The following is a 16,244-nucleotide window of genomic DNA, read 5'->3' as shown; positions in this document are numbered from 1 at the left end:
TTGCGCTGCCTTTTTTCATCCGACTCTCGGTCCGTGCCGATCCCATACAGAAACGGCCAGCGCTGTCCCGGCGGCGCTCAGCGGCGTCCGCCCAGCAACGCGCCACCGATCTTGAACAGATCGCCCATGCCGACCTGGCCGTCACCGTCCTGGTCCAGCAGGCTACCCAGCAAGCCGCCGCCCAGACCGCCCTGGGCCTGCGCCCGCTCACGCTCCTGCCCCAGGGCCTGGCCCAGTCCGCCGGCATCCAGGCCACCGGACTGCACCCGGCTGGCCAGAAACGCCATCACGATGGGCGCCAGCATCTGCAGCAGATTGCCGGCATTGCCGCACAGACCGGTGGCCTGGCCCAGACCCGCTTCCGCGCGCTGCTGGTTGCCGCCAAAGATGTGGCCCAGGATGTCGGCCCCGCCGCCCAGTCCGGCGCCACCACCACTGCCACCGTTACCACCTTGTGCACCACCCAGCACCGAGCCGAGCAGATCGCCCAGGCCGCCCAGGCCCTGGGGCACGGCTGCGCTGTGGTCCCGCTGCAGGGCCCCCAGCAGGTCGGCGGCGCCCTGGGGCTGGGCTGCGTTCTGACCCAAGGCACCCAGCAGCAGCGGCAGGGCCGCGCCCACGGCCGACTGCGTCTGCTCGGTGTCGGTACCCAGTTGCTGTGCCATCTGCTGCATGGGGGCACCTTGCAGCTGGGACATCAGTTCATCGACCAGGGAGGGGGAAGCGTTCATGGCAGTGACTCCTGAGGAAATTCAGCACCCCATCGTACAGACCGTACACGCGGCGTCCACCGAAAGCCATGGCTGCCATCGTGAACAATCATCACTGCCGTACCCGGTGCACCGCCCAGTGTGCCCCCCGGGCCAACGACGGTTCCCTCCCACTGTGACTGCAGGCTTTCCGATGGCCTGCAACGCAGACCCGCGCCTGCACCGGCCCTTCAAAGAACAGAAAAAAATGTGCACAGCGACCGCCCCAGCGGCCCCCTGCGCGAACACCGCATCCATTCAGCACGAAAATAGCCGCAGCAGCGGTGCAGCCGGTCTGGGCTCCCGTCCAGTCTTTCGACCGCTGGCACCATTTGCATATGAAAAATAAATATTAAAAACAAACCATAACAACGAAAGACAATATATACCCCATGTCGATCCAGCACTACCTCAAAGAAATCGGCCGCGGCAAAGACGGCGCGCGGGCGCTGCGGCGTGACCAGGCCGCCGACCTGATGGGCCAGTTGCTGGACGGCCAGGTGGATGATCTGGCCACCGGCGCCTTCTGCGTGGCCATGCGCATCAAGGGCGAAACGCCCGAAGAGATGGCCGGTTTTCTGGATGCGATCCACCAGCGCCTGCCCGCACTGGCTGCGCCCCAGCAGCCCTGGATCGTGCTGCCCAGCTACAACGGCGCGCGCAAGCTGCCGGTGCTCACCCCGCTGCTGGCCTTGCTGCTGGCACGCGAAGGCCTGCCGGTGCTGCTGCACGGCAGCACCACCGAATCCAGCCGCACCACCAGCGCCCAGGTGCTGCTGGCGCTGGGCCATGCCCCTGCCACTGCATTGACCGACATCGCCCCCGGCCAGCTGCTGCACTGCGCCACGGGCGCGCTGCACACCGGTTTGCAAAGGCTGCTGAATGCCCGCGCCGCCATCGGCCTGCGCAACCCGTCGCACAGCCTGGTCAAGCTGCTGAACCCGCTGGGCCGCAGCGGCCACGACACGCTGGTGGTGGGCAGCTACACCCACCCCGAATACGCCACCTCCATGGCCGCCACCCAGGCCCTGGTGGGCGCCACCTCCCTGCTGCTGCGCGGAACCGAGGGCGAGCCCGTGGCCGACCCGCGTCGCCACCCGGCCATGACGGCCGTGCTGCGCGGCCAGCTGCAGCCGCTGCAGGAAAACCAGCGCGGCACGCTGACCGATCTGCCTGCGCTTCCGCCCAGCCATGATGTAGAGTCCACGGCCCGCTATATCGAGAACGTGCTCGCAGAGCGCCAGCCCGTTCCCGCCCCGATTGCCCAACAAGTGCAGTATCTGACTGCACTGCACCGCCAATTGCGCAGCACCGCTGCGCAAGGAGCCACACCATGACCACCGCCACCACGCCCCTCCCCACCGGCCGCTGCACCCTGGTGGGTGCCGGCCCGGGCGACCCGGAGCTGCTGACCATCAAGGCGCTCAAAGCCATCCAGAACGCCACGCTGCTGCTGGTGGACGACCTGGTCTCCCCCGAGATCGTGGCCCATGCCGCCCCCACGGCCCGCGTGGTGTACGTGGGCAAGCGCGGCGGCTGCAAGAGCACGCCCCAGGCCTTCATCGAAAAGCTGATGCTGCAGGCCGTGCAGGAAGGTGAAGACGTGGTGCGCCTCAAGGGGGGTGACCCCTTCATCTTTGGCCGCGGGGGCGAGGAAGTGGAGCACCTGCGCGCAGAAGGCATTGAGGTGCAGGTCATCAACGGCATCACCGCCGGTCTGGCCGGGCTGACCAGCCTGGGCGCGCCGCTGACCCACCGCGACCATGCCCATGGCGTCGTCTTCATCACCGGCCACGCCAAGCCCGGTGACGCCGGCACCGACTGGCGCGCGCTGGCCGCCACGGCCCATGCGGCCAAGCTGACGCTGGTGATCTACATGGGCGTGCGCTCCGCCGAATCGATTGCCCACGATCTGCAGGAAGGCGGCCTGCCCGGCCACCTGCCCGTGGCCGTCATCCAGCACGCCAGCCTGGCACAGCAGCGCCACGCCATCACCACGCTGGGCCAGCTGCCCGCCACCTTGCACGACGAGCAGCTGGGCAGCCCCAGCGTGCTGGTGATTGGCGATGTGGTGCGCGGCGTGTCGCAATGGGCGCTGCAGAACTCGGCCGGCGCGCACGCCGCCGCAGCGCTGCAGGCGGTGGCGGGCTAGGCCGCTTCCGCACCGCGGCGGGACCACGGGTCCCCCAAAAAAAGAGCGCCCCAAGGGGCGCTCTTTTTTTTGCGGTGCACGGCTCAGCTGGGTGGCTCGCAGGACCTGAAGGCGGCGGACACCTGCGATGCCTCAGGCATGCGGACTGTGCTGGCGACATGCCACCCCAGTGGTCTGCGCCCTTACAGCGTCACAGCGCGAAATGGACCGATGCCGTCAGTTCCACCTCGACCGAGGCGTTCTTGGGCAGTTGCGCCACGCCGATCGCCGAGCGCGCGGGCAGGCCGATGTCGCCCAGCACTTCCACCAGCAGCTCGGAGGCGCCGTCGGCCACCTCGCTGTGCTGGGTGAAGTCGCTGGTGCAGTGCACATACACCGTCATGCGGCAGATGCGCTGCACCGGCTCCAGGCTCCCCAGCGTGCGCTGCACCAGCATCAGGCTGCGCAGGGCCGAGACCCGGGCCGCGCGCCGTGCCTGTTCCAGCGTGGCGGTCCCGGGGGCCGGTGCGGCGGAGGCCGGCGCCACCGGCCCCAGCGATGCCATGGCCCCGTTGAGGCGCGGCAGCTGGCCGCTGACATAGAGCATGCGCTCATCCCGCACCACCGGGCGGTAGCTGCCGCCGGGGGCAATCTCCACATCCATGGGGCAATCCAGTGCCTGGGCGGCCTGTGCCAGCCGCTGATCCCGTGTCGTCATCTCGCTCTCCCTGCCCTTCGGGCATGGGGCACGGCCCCTGCGGCGCAGCCCCGGTTACAGATGCGGCCAGTGTAGGCCCTCGGCCACCGTGCCGACCTCCATGCGCACCGTGGTGCAGGCAGCAGTGCCCGGGCTAGTGCACGGCAAAGCGCAGCAGGTGTTCGAAGCTCAGCTCCGTGGTGCGTGCATCGCCCTGCACGGGCTGGCGGTAGATGGCCTGGATGGTGTTGGTCCCCGCCACCACCGGCACGCGGGCCAGGCCCTGGGCATCGGTGGTCACGGGGCTGCCGTTCTCGCCCTGGCTCAGACGCACACCGGCCAGCGGCTTGCCGTCCAGCGTGACCTGCAGCAGCACCTGCTCGCCCGCGTGCGGCACCTGGCCCTGCTGGGGCGTCACTTCGAACTTCTGGCCCAGTTCCTTGCGCGCCACCGCGCCCCAGACCAGCAGCGTCTTGTGGTACTTGCGCGCCCACACCCCGCGTGTGGACCCAGGGTTCTGGTCCATGGGCAGGTTGCGCATGGCCTTGTCGCCAGGCTGGCCACTGAAGAAGCCATTGTCCAGCTCCACGGCCAGCAGCGCGGCCTGGGCATCGGGGTGGACTTTCAGGCCCTGGGCCACGGTCCGGACCTGGGCGGGCACGCTGCGGCCGCGCCGGTCATAGGCGGTCACGCTCTGCAGCTTGGCGTGGTCAAACGCTTCCAGCTGTCCGGCATGGCCACCAAACTGCAGCAGGTAGCTGCCATCAGAGTCCGGCTCCAGCCAGACGTTGTGGGCCAGTGCGGCACCGGACAGGCACAGGGCGGCCAGGGCCGCAGGCCAGCGCAGGCGGCGGGGGAAGGAGGGTGTCATGGGGAATTCCTGCTTGGGAAAACGATAAAAAAAGAAACTGGGACTCACAGCCGCTTCACAGCGCGAACTTCAGGCCCACGGTCACGGTGCGCGGTGCGCCGGGGGCCACCAGGCGTTCGCCACCGATCACGCTGGTGCTGCTGGCGTAGCGCTGGTCGGTCACGTTGCGCACCCACAGGCTCAGTTGGGCATCGCCCCAGCCCAGGCTGCGCGGCAGCGCGTACTGCGCCCCCATATCGCCCACCTGGTAGGCGCGGCTCCACTGGGTGTTGGCGGCATCCACCGCGCCCCGGCCCACATGGCGCCAGATGGCGCGCAGCGTCCAGCCTGCAGTGGGCCGGTAGCTGGCCTGCACGGTGCTGGTGTAGGCGGGCACGGCGGTGACCTGTTTGCCCACCAGCGCGGCGTTGGCGTTTTCCGTCACACGCGAGTGCATGCGGCCGTAACTCCATTGCAGCTCCAGCTTGGACAATGGCGTCCAGTGCGCCTGCAGTTCCGCCCCGCTGCGGCGCGTGCTGCCAAAGTTCTCGTACACGCCCGGCGCCACGTTGCGGATTTCGTTGCTGGAGGTGGTGCGGTAGACGGCCAGATCCAGCCACAGGCTGCGGTGGGGTGCCCATTGCACACCCAGCTCGGTCTGGCGAAAGACATTGGGGTCCAGCCCGGCGGTGCCCAGTGCGTACTTGGCAAAGTCGCTGGCCAGTGCAAAGCCTTCCGACCAGCTGGCGCGCAAGGTGGTCTGCGGTGCAATCTGCGATGTCACCCCCAGCTTGGGACTGGCATGGCGGGTGGTGGCCATGCGCTCGCAGGTGTCGCTGCCGGTTTCCGCGCCCAGGCGCCGGCAATCGCCGGTGAAGCGGTCCCAGCGCACGCCCATGCTGGGCTGCAGCCAGGGAGCCAGTTTCCAGTGCGCCTGCGCGTAGGCGGCCGTGGTGTCCAGTGCCGTGCGCCGGTCGCTGACGGCCGCCGCCATGCGCTGGCGGTTCTGCGTGCCTTCCCAATAGCCGTAGTCGGTGTCTTCCTGCAGGCGCTCGGTGCCTAGCAGCCATTCCAGCGGCGAGCCCGCCAGCGCTGCGCTGCCGCTGAGCTGCAGGCCCATGCCCAGCACGTCGCGGTCATAGCGCTCTTCGCGCTGCATCCAGGTGCCGCTGCGCGGGCGGGTGAACCAGCGCACGAAATCCTGCCGGGTGCCGTAGGCAAAGGCCAGCAGCTTGGTGCTGTCGCCCAGCGCATAGTTCACATCCAGGCGCAGCGTGGCGAAGGTCTTTTCCGATCCGTCGCCCTGCACGCGCGGGTCCTTGCCCTGCGGGTCGCGCTCCCATTGGGCCTGCGTCAGGTAGCTGGGCGAGTCGCCGCGTGCCTCGTGCCAGCGGGCCGACAACGCAAAGTCCAGCCGGCGGTCCACCCGGTGGTGCCAGCGGCCGCTGAGCGTATGGCGCCGGGCATCGGCATCGGGCCGTGCACCATCCGTGGTGTAGGACTGTGCGGCCAGGAACATCTGGTCGTCCGCCCCGAGCTGGCGGCCCAGCGCCCCTTGCAGGTCGTAGGTGCCGTGCGAGCCGGCCTGCAGCTGCGCCTCGGTGTAGGTGCCGGAGCGGCGCGTTTGCAGTGCAACCAGCCCTGCGCGGTTGAAATTTCCCTGCAGCACCGACACCGGGCCCTTGTGCACAGTGACTTCCTCCACCTCCAGCGGAACGACCACATTCAGGTCGAAATACCCGTCGGCATGGGACATGGCTTCGTTGAGGGTGATGCCGTCCAGCGTGGCAGCAATGTCGCCACCGTGGCCGCCCCCGCCAAAACCGCGCAGCACCACGGCGTTGGCCACGCCGCTGAGCTGGTAGTCGTTCACATGCATGCCGGGCACCTGGCGCCACAGGTCTTCGACCTCTTGCGCGCCGGTGGCGGCCAGGTCTTCCTGGGTCAGATGCTGGGTGCTGAAGGCGGCCTGGCTGGCGGCCAGGGCCTGGCCCTTGACGGTCAGGGCGGCCAGCCGGGCCTCTTGGGCCGCAGCGGGGAGGCAGGCGCAGAGTGCGGCCAGCGCCGCGGCGGTCAGCAACGGAGAACGGGGAGTCTGTCGCAAAAGAGAGGACATCGGGACGGGCAAACGTGGTGGTGGTACATGCCTTTCGGGAAAGGCTGTCCTGCATCTGCCATGCAGTTATGAAGATTTATGCAAACTTCATACCAACCGCCACACCGCTGCCGCCGGGGTCCGCATCCGGCAGGCCTGCCCGTACCGTCAGGCCCGCTGCAGGCCGTCGCTAACGGGAATGGTCATGGGAGTGCTCATGGGGATGGTCATGTGCATGACCATGGGAGCCGCCGTGGGAAGCTTCATGGGAATGGCCCTGTGCGTCCTGGCCCATCACCACATTCAGCTGGCCATGGTGCACACCGCGCTCGGCCATGATGGCGTTGGCCAGCGCCCGCACCTCGCCCGCCGGGCCGCGCAGCAGCACGGTTTCCAGGCACTGCAAGGGGTCGACATGCACATGGGTGGTGGAGATGGTCAGCTGGTGGCGCGCATGCTGCAGGCGTGCCAGGCGCTCCGTCAGATCGCGCGCGTGGTGGTCGTACACATAGGACAGCACGGCCATGCAGTCGCCCTGGTGGTCGGCCTGCTCGCGCTGCTGGCCCAGGCGGATGTAGAGCATGTCGCGGATGGCTTCCGAGCGGTTGGCATAGCCGGCCCGGTGCATGTAGCGCTCGAACTCGTCGGCCAGTTCGTCGTCCAGGGAGATGGTGAATCTTTGCATGCGGAAAATTAGCAAGTACGGTGCCTGTCGCCGAGGATAAGGCCGAAATTCCCCGCGCGGCCGCCACCGACCCGGTGCATCTCTGCACCAGCTTGGTGCCTGGCACTGGCATGCACCAAAAGCGCCTTCCCCAAACAACAAGGGCTGGCACATCCACCACTGCGCCAGCCCTTGCCATGCGCCCCGGCCTTGTGGGCCCGGATGCATGTCCTGTCTATGGATGCGCGTGCGCGCCTTAAGTTCCGATCACGCCACCATCATTTTTGGTGATGACCACAGTGGCCGAGCGCGGGATGCTGTTGCCGCCGCCGGGCCAGTGGCTGTCACCCTCTTCGCCCGGGTGCTGGATGTTGATGAACATGGTCTTGCTGTCGGGCGTGAAGCTGATGCCCGTGACCTCGCACTCCTTGGGGCCGACAAAGAAGCGGCGGATCTCCTTGCTCACCGGGTCGGCGCACAGCATCTGGTTGTTGCCCTGGCCGGCGTAGTCGCCACGGTTGCTGTACTTGCCATCGGTCTGGATCCACAGGCGGCCGTCGTTGTCGAAGGCCAGGCCGTCTGGGCTGTTGAAGCTGTTGTCCGCCGTGACATTGGCCGATCCGGCGCGCAAATCCTTGCGGTCGGTGTGCACCATGGGGTTGCCGGCCAGCACGAAGATGTCCCAGGCAAACGTGGTGGCAGCGGCATCACCGCCGGTTTCGCGCCAGCGCACGATCTGGCCGTAGATGTTCTTCTCGCGCGGATTGGCTTCGTCCGCGGCCTTGCGGCCGCTGTTGTTGGTCAAGGTCACGTAGACCTCGCCGGTATGCGGGTGCACGGCCACCCATTCGGGCCGGTCCATCTTGGTGGCGCCCACCACGTCCGCGGCCAGGCGGGTGTAGACCAGCACAGCGGCCTGGTTGGCAAAGCGGCTGTCCGCCTGGAGCTTGGGGTCTGCGGCCTTGTCCAGCAGCAGCCATTCGCCGGTGCCGGCAAAGTCGCCCGGCGTGGCACCGGCGCCGAAGCGCGCCACATAAAGCTTTCCGCTGTCCAGCAGGCGGCTGTTGTCGCCGCCCTTCACATACTTGCCGTCTGAGACAAATTTATAGATGTAGTCATCGGCCTGGTCGTCGCCCATGTAGACCACGGCGCGGCCGTCCTTGCTCAGGGCGAAGGCGGCGTTCTCGTGCTTGATGCGGCCCAGCGCCGTGCGCTTCTTGGGCATGCTGGTGGGGTTGAAGGGATCGATCTCCACGATCCAGCCGAAGCGGTGGCTTTCCTGGGGGTGCTTCACATAGTCGAAGCGCGGCTCGTGGCCTTCCCACTGGAACAGGCTGGCCTGGGCCGAGAGGCCGTAGCGCTTTTGCGCCACCGTGCGCTGGTCGGCACCGCTGGTGGTGCCGAAGTAGTTGTTGAAGTTCTCTTCGCAGGTCAGGTAGGTGCCCCAGGGGGTGAAACCGTTGCCGCAGTTGTTGAACGTGCCCTGCACGCGGCGGCCGCTGGGGTCGCCCTGGGTCTGCAGCAGCGCATCGCCTGCGGCGGGGCCGGTCAGTTCCATCGCAGTGTGGGCGGTGATGCGGCGGTGGTAGAGGCTGTCCTTGACCAGGTCCCAGCGGCCCTGGGCATTGCGCTGGATGTGCACCACCGAGACGCCATGCGCATTCATGGCCTTGTGCACATGGTCGCGGCCCCACTTGCGGGCCACGGCTTCGCCCTGGGCGCCGAACAGCCAGACATAGTGCTTCTTCTTGTCGTCCACGGTGCAGTACTCGTGGTTGAGTACCAGCAGGCCTTCGTCGTTCTTGCCGTCGATGGCAAAGAAATGCATGCCGTCGTGGTTGTCGCCCAGCTGCAGCGCCTGGGCCGCGGCATCTTCGCTGCCGTCGCCCTTGAAGGCGGGCGCACCGTCCAGCAGCGGCGTGCCCCAGGGTGCCAGCACCGTGGCGGTGTAACCGGGGGCGATGTGCACAGCGTCGTCCGTGCTGATGGGGATGGCGGTGAAGCCCATCAGCGGGGAACCGCTGCGGCTGCCGCCCGTGGCGCAGCCCGCCAGGCCGGCCACGCCGCCGCCCAGGCCCAGGAACAGGGCCGCCGACAGACCGGTGCCGCTGCGCAAAAAGCCCCGGCGCGAAACGGCCTGTTCCACCACGCTCTGGAAATGCGGGTTGTCAGACAGGTTGGTGGGCAGGTCTTCGCTGTCGATCGCAATAGACGGCGTGGTGCGGGCAAATGGCATGTTTTCCTCGGGCATCGTGTGGGATGCCGGCATTGTGGAAAGCCGCCATGACAGTCGCGTGACAAGCCGGCCCGGTGTGACCGCGGCGGTCACACCACTGCCACCGGAGCGTCACATGCGCTGCAGCCCGTCAGCTGGGCTTGCGCGTCTGGGCAAAGCGCTGGGCCACTTCCTTGCGCATGTCCTTGCGGATCAGCGCGGCCTGCCAGCGGCGCGTCTGCTCCTCAGTTTCCAGCTGCAGTGCGGGCACGGGGGCGGGCTTTTTGTCGTCGTCCACCGACACCATGGTGAAGAAGCAGCTGTTCACGTGGCGCACCACCTGGCTGCGGATGTCTTCGGCCACCACCTTGATGCCGATTTCCATCGACGAGGTGCCGGTGTAGTTGACACTGGCCAGAAAGGTCACCAGCTCGCCCACATGGATGGGCTGCAGAAACATCACCTGGTCCACGCTCAGCGTCACGCAATAGCGGCCCGCGTAACGGCTGGCACAGGCATAGGCCACCTGGTCCAGCAGCTTGAGGATGGCGCCCCCATGCACATTACCGGAGAAGTTGGCCATATCGGGGGACATCAGCACCGTCATGCTGAGTTGGTGTGCGGGCAGGTTCATGGACGGCGATTGTAGAAAGCGCCACCCGTTTTGGCAGGGCATGGCGTGCTCAACCCACCGCCTGCACAGGGCTTGGCTACACTGCCGCCTTTGCAGCGGCGCCTGTGCTTGGCGCCGCACCTGCCCCCCAGCAGCCGCCACCGGCGGCCCTGACCTGCCTGCTTTCACCGCGCCATGCCTTCCGACACCACCTCCGCCCTGCACTTTGACGCCGTGATCCTGGGGGCCGGTGCGGCCGGGCTGTTCTGCGCCGCCCAGGCCGGCCAGCGCGGGCTGAAGGTGCTGCTGATCGATCATGCCGAGAAGGTGGCAGAGAAGATCCGCATCTCCGGGGGCGGACGCTGCAATTTCACCAACCGCGATCTGGATGTGCGCGCGCCGCACAAGCACTATGTGGGCCAGAACCCGCAGTTCTGCCGCTCGGCCCTGTCGCGCTACACCCCGCAGGACTTCATCGCCCTGATGGAGCGGCACGGCATTCCCTACGAGGAAAAGCACAAGGGCCAGCTGTTTGCCACCACCAGCGCCGAAGATATCATCCGCATGCTGCTGGCCGAGTGCGCCGACGGCGGCGTGACCCGCTGGCAGCCCTGCCGCGTCGAGAAAGTGGTGCATGCGCCCGCAGATGCGGGGGCGGACACCGAGGGCACGGGCAGCTACCAGATCCACACGGACCGCGGCCTGGTGCGCGCGCCCAGGCTGGTGCTGGCCACCGGCGGCCTGTCCATCCCCAAGATCGGCGCCACCGATTTCGGCTACCGCCTGGCCCAGCAGTTTCAGCTGCCGCTCATCGAGCGCCGTGCCGGCCTGGTGCCGCTGACCTTTGACGGCGCGGCCTGGCAGCCCTATGCCCAGCTGGCCGGTCTGGCCCTGCCCGTGGAAATCAGCACCGGCAGCAAGAAAGACCGCATGGCCTTTCTGGAAGACCTGCTGTTCACCCACCGCGGCCTGTCCGGCCCGGCAGTGCTGCAGATCAGCAGCTACTGGAAGGACGGTGCACCGCTGCACATCAACCTGCTGCCCGGCGTGGACGTGGCGCAGCTGCTGGCCAGTGCCAAGCTGCAGTCGCGCAAGCTGGTGGTGAACGAGCTGGCCCAGCACATGCCCACGCGCCTAGCCGAGGCCTGGGTGGCCCAGCACCCCGAGCTGCAGCGCCCCATCAACGAGGCCAGCGACAAGGCCCTGGCCAAGCTGGCCGACCAGATCACCCGCTGGGAAATCACGCCCACCGGCAGCGAGGGCTACAAAAAGGCCGAAGTGACGCTGGGCGGCATCGACACCAAGGCGCTGTCGCAGCAGACCATGGAGTGCAAGGCCCAGCCCGACCTGTACGCCATTGGTGAGGTGGTGGACATCACCGGCTGGCTGGGCGGCTACAACTTCCAGTGGGCCTGGGCCAGCGCAGCCGCCTGTGCCGAGGCCATGGCGCTGTCGGCCGGCATGGCAGCGGACTGACGCCACCCGCCACCCGCCACCCCGCTGGCGGCTGCAGCCGCAGCGCCCCCGCTTATTTCGCACCCTATTCCGCCAGCGCCGCCCCGCCGGCCACGGTCCCGCCCGCCGTGCCGGGCCGCCACAGCGGATCGGACCCGAGGTAGGCATGCGCCCAGCGCTCTAGCTCGGGCACCGGCAAGGGCCGGCTGAAATAAAAGCCCTGCAATTCCTCGCAGGCCAGTGCGCTGAGCATCTGGGCCGTGGCACGGTTTTCCACGCCTTCGGCCACCACCTTCAGGCCCAGCGAGTGCCCCAGGCTGATGATGGCGCGCGTGATGGCCAGATCGGCCGGATCGTCCAGCATGTCGTGGACAAAGGATTTGTCGATCTTCAGCCGGTCGATGTCAAAGCGCTTGAGGTAGGCCAGGCTGGAGTAGCCGGTGCCGAAGTCATCGATGGACAGCTGCACGCCCAGCAGCTTGAGCGCCACCACCTGGTCGGCGACGCTGGGGGCGCTTTCCATCAGCTGGGATTCGGTGATCTCCAGCTCCAGGTGCTGCTCCGGCATGCCCGTGCGCTCCAGCACCGCGCGGATGTCGGCCGCCAGCGAGGGATCGGCCAGCTGCACGGCCGACAGATTGACCGACAGCCCCACGCCCATCAGCGCACCGCCCGCCACCGTGCTGTCCTGCCAGCGCATCCATTGCGCACAGGCCTGCTCCAGCACCCAGGCACCCAGGCTGCGGATCAGCCCGGTTTCTTCGGCGATGGGAATGAATTCGCTGGGCGGCACGGATCCCAGCAGCGCGCTGTTCCAGCGCAGCAGCGCCTCCACCCCCAGCAGCTGGGCGCTGCGCGCCCCCACCCGGGGCTGGTAGTGCACGCTCAGCTCGCCCCGCTCGATGGCGCGGCGCAGCTGCTGCTCCATGGTCTGGCGCGCCTGGCCCCGCAGGTCGGTTTCCATCGAATAGAAGCAGGCCATGTCACGGCCAGTGGTCTTGGCCTCGTACATGGCGGCATCGGCGCGGCGCATCAGCTCCTCGATGTCGGCGCCGTCCTCGGGGTAGACCGCAATGCCCACGCTGCAGGACACATTCAACTCGTGCCCTTCCACGGAATGGCTCTGGCGGATCAGGCGGATCAGGCGCTGCTCCACCATGTTCTGCACATCGGCGCGCCCGGTCACGCCGCGCATCACCACCACGAACTCGTCCCCGCCCAGCCGGCTGACCGTGTCGCAGCTGCGCACCGACTGCTGCAGCCGCCCGGCCACCGAGCGCAGCAGGCCGTCCCCGATGTGGTGGCCCAGGGTGTCGTTGATGGTCTTGAAACGGTCCAGGTCGATGAACAGCACGGCCACCTTCTCGCCCGTCAGCTGTGCCTGGGCCAGCGCCGCCTGCAACCGCAGCACGCACAGCGAGCGGTTGGGCAGCTCGGTCAGCACATCGTGGTGGGCCAGGAACTGGATGCGCTCTTCATTGAGCTTGCGGTCGGTGATGTCGATCGCAATGCCGATGTGGTTGAGCACCGCCTCGCCCTTGACCGGCCGCACTGCCGAGACCATGAGCCAGGCGGGATAGGTTTCGCCGTTTCTGCGCCGAAAGCGCACCTCGCCCTGCCAGGATTCCTTCTCCACCATGGTGCGCGAAATCTGTGCCGACAGCGGCTCGCCTTCCCGTTCTTCCAGCAGCAGGTCCAGGCTCTCGCCGATGACTTCGTAGAAGTCGTACTGGGTGCTGCGGCAGAACGCCTTGTTCACGCTGATGATGTGTTGCTCGGCGTTCATGATGATGATGCCCTCCGAAGAGGCTTCGAACACCTTGGCCCACAGCTCCAGGCGCTGCTCCATCACCTTGAGCACATTGATGGGCGTGAACGCCGTCAGCACCGCATCCTGCCCCTGGAACTGCAGGCGCCGTGCCGACAGCACCGCCCACGAGGGTTCGGCGCCGCCTTTCCAGCGCACCTCGAATTCGTCCACCACACCCTGGTCCGCCAGCCGCTGGAAGAAGCGTGCCCGTACGCCGGCCTCCAGGCCCACGGCCCAGGGGTCCAGCCGCCGGCCGTTGAGCCAGGGCTGCGCCGGGGCATTGGCGTGCAGCACCTGGTGCTCCGGAATCGAGGTCACGACCATCGGGATCGGGAAAGCCTCCACCAGTTCGCGCTGCGCCTGGGCGGCGCGGGCGCTGGCCGCCAGCTCCTGCTGCAGCAGGCGTTCGTGGTCCAGCTGGGCCAGCATGCCGTTGAAGGCGGTGACCAGGCGGCCGATCTCGTCGCGGCTGTTCCAGTGCGCACGCAGGGTGTGGTCACCGCTGGTGCGCACCTTGTCGGCCACACCGGCCAGTTGCTGCAGCGGCCGGGCAATCTGGCGCGCCACCAGCGTCACCAGGCTCAGGATGCAGCCCAGCAGCACCAGGGCCGTACCCAGGTGCAGCCACATGCGCGCAAACAGGCTGTCCACCCGCTGGTGGAGCAGGCGTTCCAGCTCGGTGATGCCGACATTCCAGGCGCCGGTCAGCGCCCCCAGCACCGCAGCCTCATGGGTGCTGAGCTGGGCCAGCGTGCCCGTGGCATCGCCGTTGGCCATGTCCTGGATCTGCCGCTGGAAGTCGTCCAGCGTGGCTTTGAGCTGCTGGCGCGGCCCGGTCAGGGCTTCGCGCATCTGCGGGGAACCGGCCAGAAAAGCCTGGTTGAAGTCCGACTCTATGCCTTGCGCCACCGCATCCAGCCGCCCGGCCAGGGTCAGCAGGTCCGACGACCACTGCGGGTTGCGCGCCAGCGGGCTGGCGGCCAGAAAGCCCATGGTGTCGTAGACGGTCTGCAGCAGCACCGGGTAGCGCAGTGCCACCAGCGACATCACGTAGTAGCTGTCCAGGTCGGGGTCGAGGATCAGGTTGGACTGGTTGCTGACCGTGGTGAGCAGCTCGCGCCCGTCGCGCAGCAGCTGGTTGCGCAGGCGCGAGAGCGCCGCCCCTTCCTGGGGCGACAGCGGGGCCAGGGCCTGCAAGGTGTCGGCAAACTCCTGGCTGGCCTGGGTGGTCTGCAACTGCGCGTCATGCGCCTGGCGCACCTGGGCCAGCCGCTCCAGGGCCTGCGCGACGGGCAGGGGTTGCTGGTCGGCCGGCAGAAAGCGGCCCAGCAGGCCGTCGCGCACCACGGCGGCGTAGGTGGTGCCGACGATTTCCTTGCGCGTGAAATCGATGGACAGGTATTTCTCGTGGATCAGGATGCTGGAGACATAAATCACCGCGGACAGGTCCAGCAGGTAAATCAGCATCAACTTGCGACCCACACTCAGGCGTCCCAACCAACTCGAAACCCGGTACATCAACGACATGGCGCCTCCGCGGCGGCCCGTCCTGCGCTGGCAGCGGCCGCCCTGTGGTGAATCTGACAAAGCCTGGAGGCTCTAGCAAATTCCGCACCCAATTGCACCGGCATGCGTGGCGGCGGTGGCCCCCAGGCGACAGCGAGCGCAGCGAAGCCCAGGCTGGAGGCGGGACACGACAGGAAACGATGGGCAGCGACTGGAAGCCACTGAGAACGACAGGAATCGGCAGGCGGCGCTGCGGGCCGGTTCCTGCCGGGGCCGCCCGCCGCATCAGCGCCTTCCAGAGGAATCCGCAGGCCCCCCTGCGCGCAGCGGAGACAGGGCGAAATGCGCTGGCTGCGGCCGGGCGGCTTGCATGCGCCAAGGATGCGGCTATAATGCTCGACTTTGCTGGCAACCCCGTCCGCCATACTAGTTCATAGAGACGGGGACAACCGCTGTACATGGCTCTTAGGCCCGATCTTCCCGAGAACCCGCTGGCAGCACAGATATATCTGGAAATTGAATGACTACCATCCGCGTCAAAGAAAACGAACCCTATGAAGTTGCTCTGCGCCGCTTCAAGCGCACCATCGAAAAGCTGGGCCTGCTGACCGACCTGCGCGCTCGTGAATTCTACGAAAAGCCCACCGCTGAACGTAAGCGCAAGAAGGCTGCCGCCGTCAAGCGCCACTACAAGCGCGTGCGCAGCATGCAGCTGCCCAAGAAGCTGTACTAATCAGCCTCTAGGATTCGTCGGCCCTTAAAAGCCGCAACCCGCGCTAGGGACGCCAAGCGCGGGTTTTTTGTTTTCTGGCCACTGCGAACACAGATTGCGGCGCAGTGACCTCCCCGCAGATGGAGCGCCACACCGAGGCAAGGCACTGCAACGCCGTGACCAGTGTCACGCCCCATCCGCCCGCACCCAGGAGAGAGCGATGAGCTTGAAGGCCCAGATTACCGAAGATATGAAAACCGCCATGCGTGCCAAGGACAGCGCACGCCTGGGCACCATCCGCCTGCTGCAGGCCGCGATGAAGCAAAAGGAAGTGGACGAGCGCGTGGAGCTCGATGATGCAGCCATCATCGCCATCGTCGACAAGCTGATCAAGCAGCGCAAGGATTCCATCGCCGCCTTCGAAAGCGCCAACCGCCAGGATCTGGCCGATGTCGAAAAGGCCGAAGTGGAAGTGCTGAAGGTCTACCTGCCCGAACGCATGGGCGAGGCCGAAATCACCGCCGCCGTGGCCGCGATCGTGGCCGCAGTCGGTGCCACCGGCCCCGGCGACATGGGCAAGGTCATGGGCGCCGTGAAGTCCCAGCTGGCAGGCAAGGCCGATATGGGACTGGTGTCGGCCGCCGTGAAGGCTGCGCTGAGCAAGTAAGCGCCGGACTCTTGGAGAGCCATGGAAAAAAGCGCCTGCGGGCGCTTTTTTTATGCCTGCAGCACAGCTACAGCCAGCTG

General features: G+C 67.3%; 13 protein-coding genes. 5 read left to right on the top strand and 8 right to left on the bottom strand.

Translation table 11 applies throughout. The features are described 5' to 3' along the window. Positions 1 to 77: 77 nt before the first annotated feature. Positions 78 to 731, bottom strand: a complete 654-nt coding sequence (locus tag KW830_RS16420; protein WP_218333748.1) for a DUF937 domain-containing protein — start codon at positions 729 to 731, stop codon at positions 78 to 80. Positions 732 to 1,141: 410 nt separating this feature from the next. On the opposite strand from KW830_RS16420, the gene ybiB reads away from it, so the two are divergent. Beyond that, a complete protein-coding gene (gene ybiB, locus KW830_RS16415) occupies positions 1,142 to 2,086 on the top strand; it encodes a DNA-binding protein YbiB (protein ID WP_218333747.1) in 945 nt (314 codons plus the stop codon). Continuing rightward, positions 2,083 to 2,901 carry a uroporphyrinogen-III C-methyltransferase gene (gene cobA / locus KW830_RS16410; RefSeq protein WP_218333746.1) on the top strand — a complete coding sequence of 273 codons (819 nt, stop codon included), beginning with the start codon at positions 2,083 to 2,085 and terminating at the stop codon, positions 2,899 to 2,901. The genes ybiB and cobA overlap by 4 nt, the downstream gene beginning before the upstream one ends. 190 nt (positions 2,902 to 3,091) lie before the next feature. On the opposite strand, the gene KW830_RS16405 is transcribed toward cobA, so the two are convergent. The 6 genes from KW830_RS16405 to KW830_RS16380 form a co-directional block, all read right to left on the bottom strand. Then, complete coding sequence (locus KW830_RS16405; RefSeq protein WP_218333745.1) at positions 3,092 to 3,598, bottom strand: RidA family protein; 507 nt, start codon at positions 3,596 to 3,598, stop codon at positions 3,092 to 3,094. Between the two features lie 133 nt (positions 3,599 to 3,731). Next, positions 3,732 to 4,448: a DUF4198 domain-containing protein gene (locus tag KW830_RS16400; protein WP_218333744.1), complete on the bottom strand. Its 717-nt coding sequence runs from the start codon at positions 4,446 to 4,448 to the stop codon at positions 3,732 to 3,734. 55 nt (positions 4,449 to 4,503) lie between these two features. Then, the gene (locus KW830_RS16395) at positions 4,504 to 6,531 is read right to left on the bottom strand and encodes a TonB-dependent receptor (protein WP_255578501.1); all 2,028 of its coding nucleotides are present in this window, start codon (positions 6,529 to 6,531) and stop codon (positions 4,504 to 4,506) included. A 181-nt stretch (positions 6,532 to 6,712) separates the two neighbouring features. Then, positions 6,713 to 7,207, bottom strand: a complete 495-nt coding sequence (gene nikR / locus KW830_RS16390; RefSeq protein ID WP_218333742.1) for a nickel-responsive transcriptional regulator NikR — start codon at positions 7,205 to 7,207, stop codon at positions 6,713 to 6,715. Between the two features lie 235 nt (positions 7,208 to 7,442). After that, positions 7,443 to 9,422: a PhoX family phosphatase gene (locus KW830_RS16385; protein WP_066537296.1), complete on the bottom strand. Its 1,980-nt coding sequence runs from the start codon at positions 9,420 to 9,422 to the stop codon at positions 7,443 to 7,445. A gap of 130 nt (positions 9,423 to 9,552) precedes the next feature. Beyond that, a complete protein-coding gene (locus KW830_RS16380) occupies positions 9,553 to 10,035 on the bottom strand; it encodes an acyl-CoA thioesterase (RefSeq protein WP_066536347.1) in 483 nt (160 codons plus the stop codon). A 174-nt stretch (positions 10,036 to 10,209) separates the two neighbouring features. Between KW830_RS16380 and KW830_RS16375 the strand changes: the two genes are divergently transcribed. Continuing rightward, positions 10,210 to 11,490 carry an NAD(P)/FAD-dependent oxidoreductase gene (locus tag KW830_RS16375; RefSeq protein ID WP_066536349.1) on the top strand — a complete coding sequence of 427 codons (1,281 nt, stop codon included), beginning with the start codon at positions 10,210 to 10,212 and terminating at the stop codon, positions 11,488 to 11,490. A 64-nt stretch (positions 11,491 to 11,554) separates the two neighbouring features. Here KW830_RS16375 and KW830_RS16370 read toward each other — a convergent pair whose 3' ends face one another. Beyond that, positions 11,555 to 14,806: an EAL domain-containing protein gene (locus KW830_RS16370; protein WP_083520424.1), complete on the bottom strand. Its 3,252-nt coding sequence runs from the start codon at positions 14,804 to 14,806 to the stop codon at positions 11,555 to 11,557. 499 nt (positions 14,807 to 15,305) lie between these two features. Between KW830_RS16370 and rpsU the strand changes: the two genes are divergently transcribed. Both rpsU and KW830_RS16360 read left to right on the top strand, forming a co-directional pair. Further along, positions 15,306 to 15,518 carry a 30S ribosomal protein S21 gene (rpsU, locus tag KW830_RS16365; RefSeq protein WP_003052999.1) on the top strand — a complete coding sequence of 71 codons (213 nt, stop codon included), beginning with the start codon at positions 15,306 to 15,308 and terminating at the stop codon, positions 15,516 to 15,518. 199 nt (positions 15,519 to 15,717) lie between these two features. Beyond that, positions 15,718 to 16,164, top strand: a complete 447-nt coding sequence (locus KW830_RS16360; RefSeq protein WP_066536352.1) for a GatB/YqeY domain-containing protein — start codon at positions 15,718 to 15,720, stop codon at positions 16,162 to 16,164. The last annotated feature ends 80 nt before the right edge of the window (positions 16,165 to 16,244 follow it).

Source organism: Comamonas sp. CMM03, from assembly GCF_019218715.1.
Classification (GTDB): domain Bacteria; phylum Pseudomonadota; class Gammaproteobacteria; order Burkholderiales; family Burkholderiaceae_C; genus Comamonas; species Comamonas terrigena.
This window is presented reverse-complemented; position numbering and strand designations above follow the sequence as displayed.

Coding starts and splice junctions, on each gene's coding strand:
- KW830_RS16420 (WP_218333748.1), bottom strand. CDS start 731: ATGAACGCTTCCCCCTCCCTGGTCGATGAACTGATGTCCCAGCTGCAA.
- ybiB (WP_218333747.1), top strand. CDS start 1,142: ATGTCGATCCAGCACTACCTCAAAGAAATCGGCCGCGGCAAAGACGGC.
- cobA (WP_218333746.1), top strand. CDS start 2,083: ATGACCACCGCCACCACGCCCCTCCCCACCGGCCGCTGCACCCTGGTG.
- KW830_RS16405 (WP_218333745.1), bottom strand. CDS start 3,598: ATGACGACACGGGATCAGCGGCTGGCACAGGCCGCCCAGGCACTGGAT.
- KW830_RS16400 (WP_218333744.1), bottom strand. CDS start 4,448: ATGACACCCTCCTTCCCCCGCCGCCTGCGCTGGCCTGCGGCCCTGGCC.
- nikR (WP_218333742.1), bottom strand. CDS start 7,207: ATGCAAAGATTCACCATCTCCCTGGACGACGAACTGGCCGACGAGTTC.
- KW830_RS16385 (WP_066537296.1), bottom strand. CDS start 9,422: ATGCCATTTGCCCGCACCACGCCGTCTATTGCGATCGACAGCGAAGAC.
- KW830_RS16380 (WP_066536347.1), bottom strand. CDS start 10,035: ATGAACCTGCCCGCACACCAACTCAGCATGACGGTGCTGATGTCCCCC.
- KW830_RS16375 (WP_066536349.1), top strand. CDS start 10,210: ATGCCTTCCGACACCACCTCCGCCCTGCACTTTGACGCCGTGATCCTG.
- KW830_RS16370 (WP_083520424.1), bottom strand. CDS start 14,806: ATGTCGTTGATGTACCGGGTTTCGAGTTGGTTGGGACGCCTGAGTGTG.
- rpsU (WP_003052999.1), top strand. CDS start 15,306: ATGACTACCATCCGCGTCAAAGAAAACGAACCCTATGAAGTTGCTCTG.
- KW830_RS16360 (WP_066536352.1), top strand. CDS start 15,718: ATGAGCTTGAAGGCCCAGATTACCGAAGATATGAAAACCGCCATGCGT.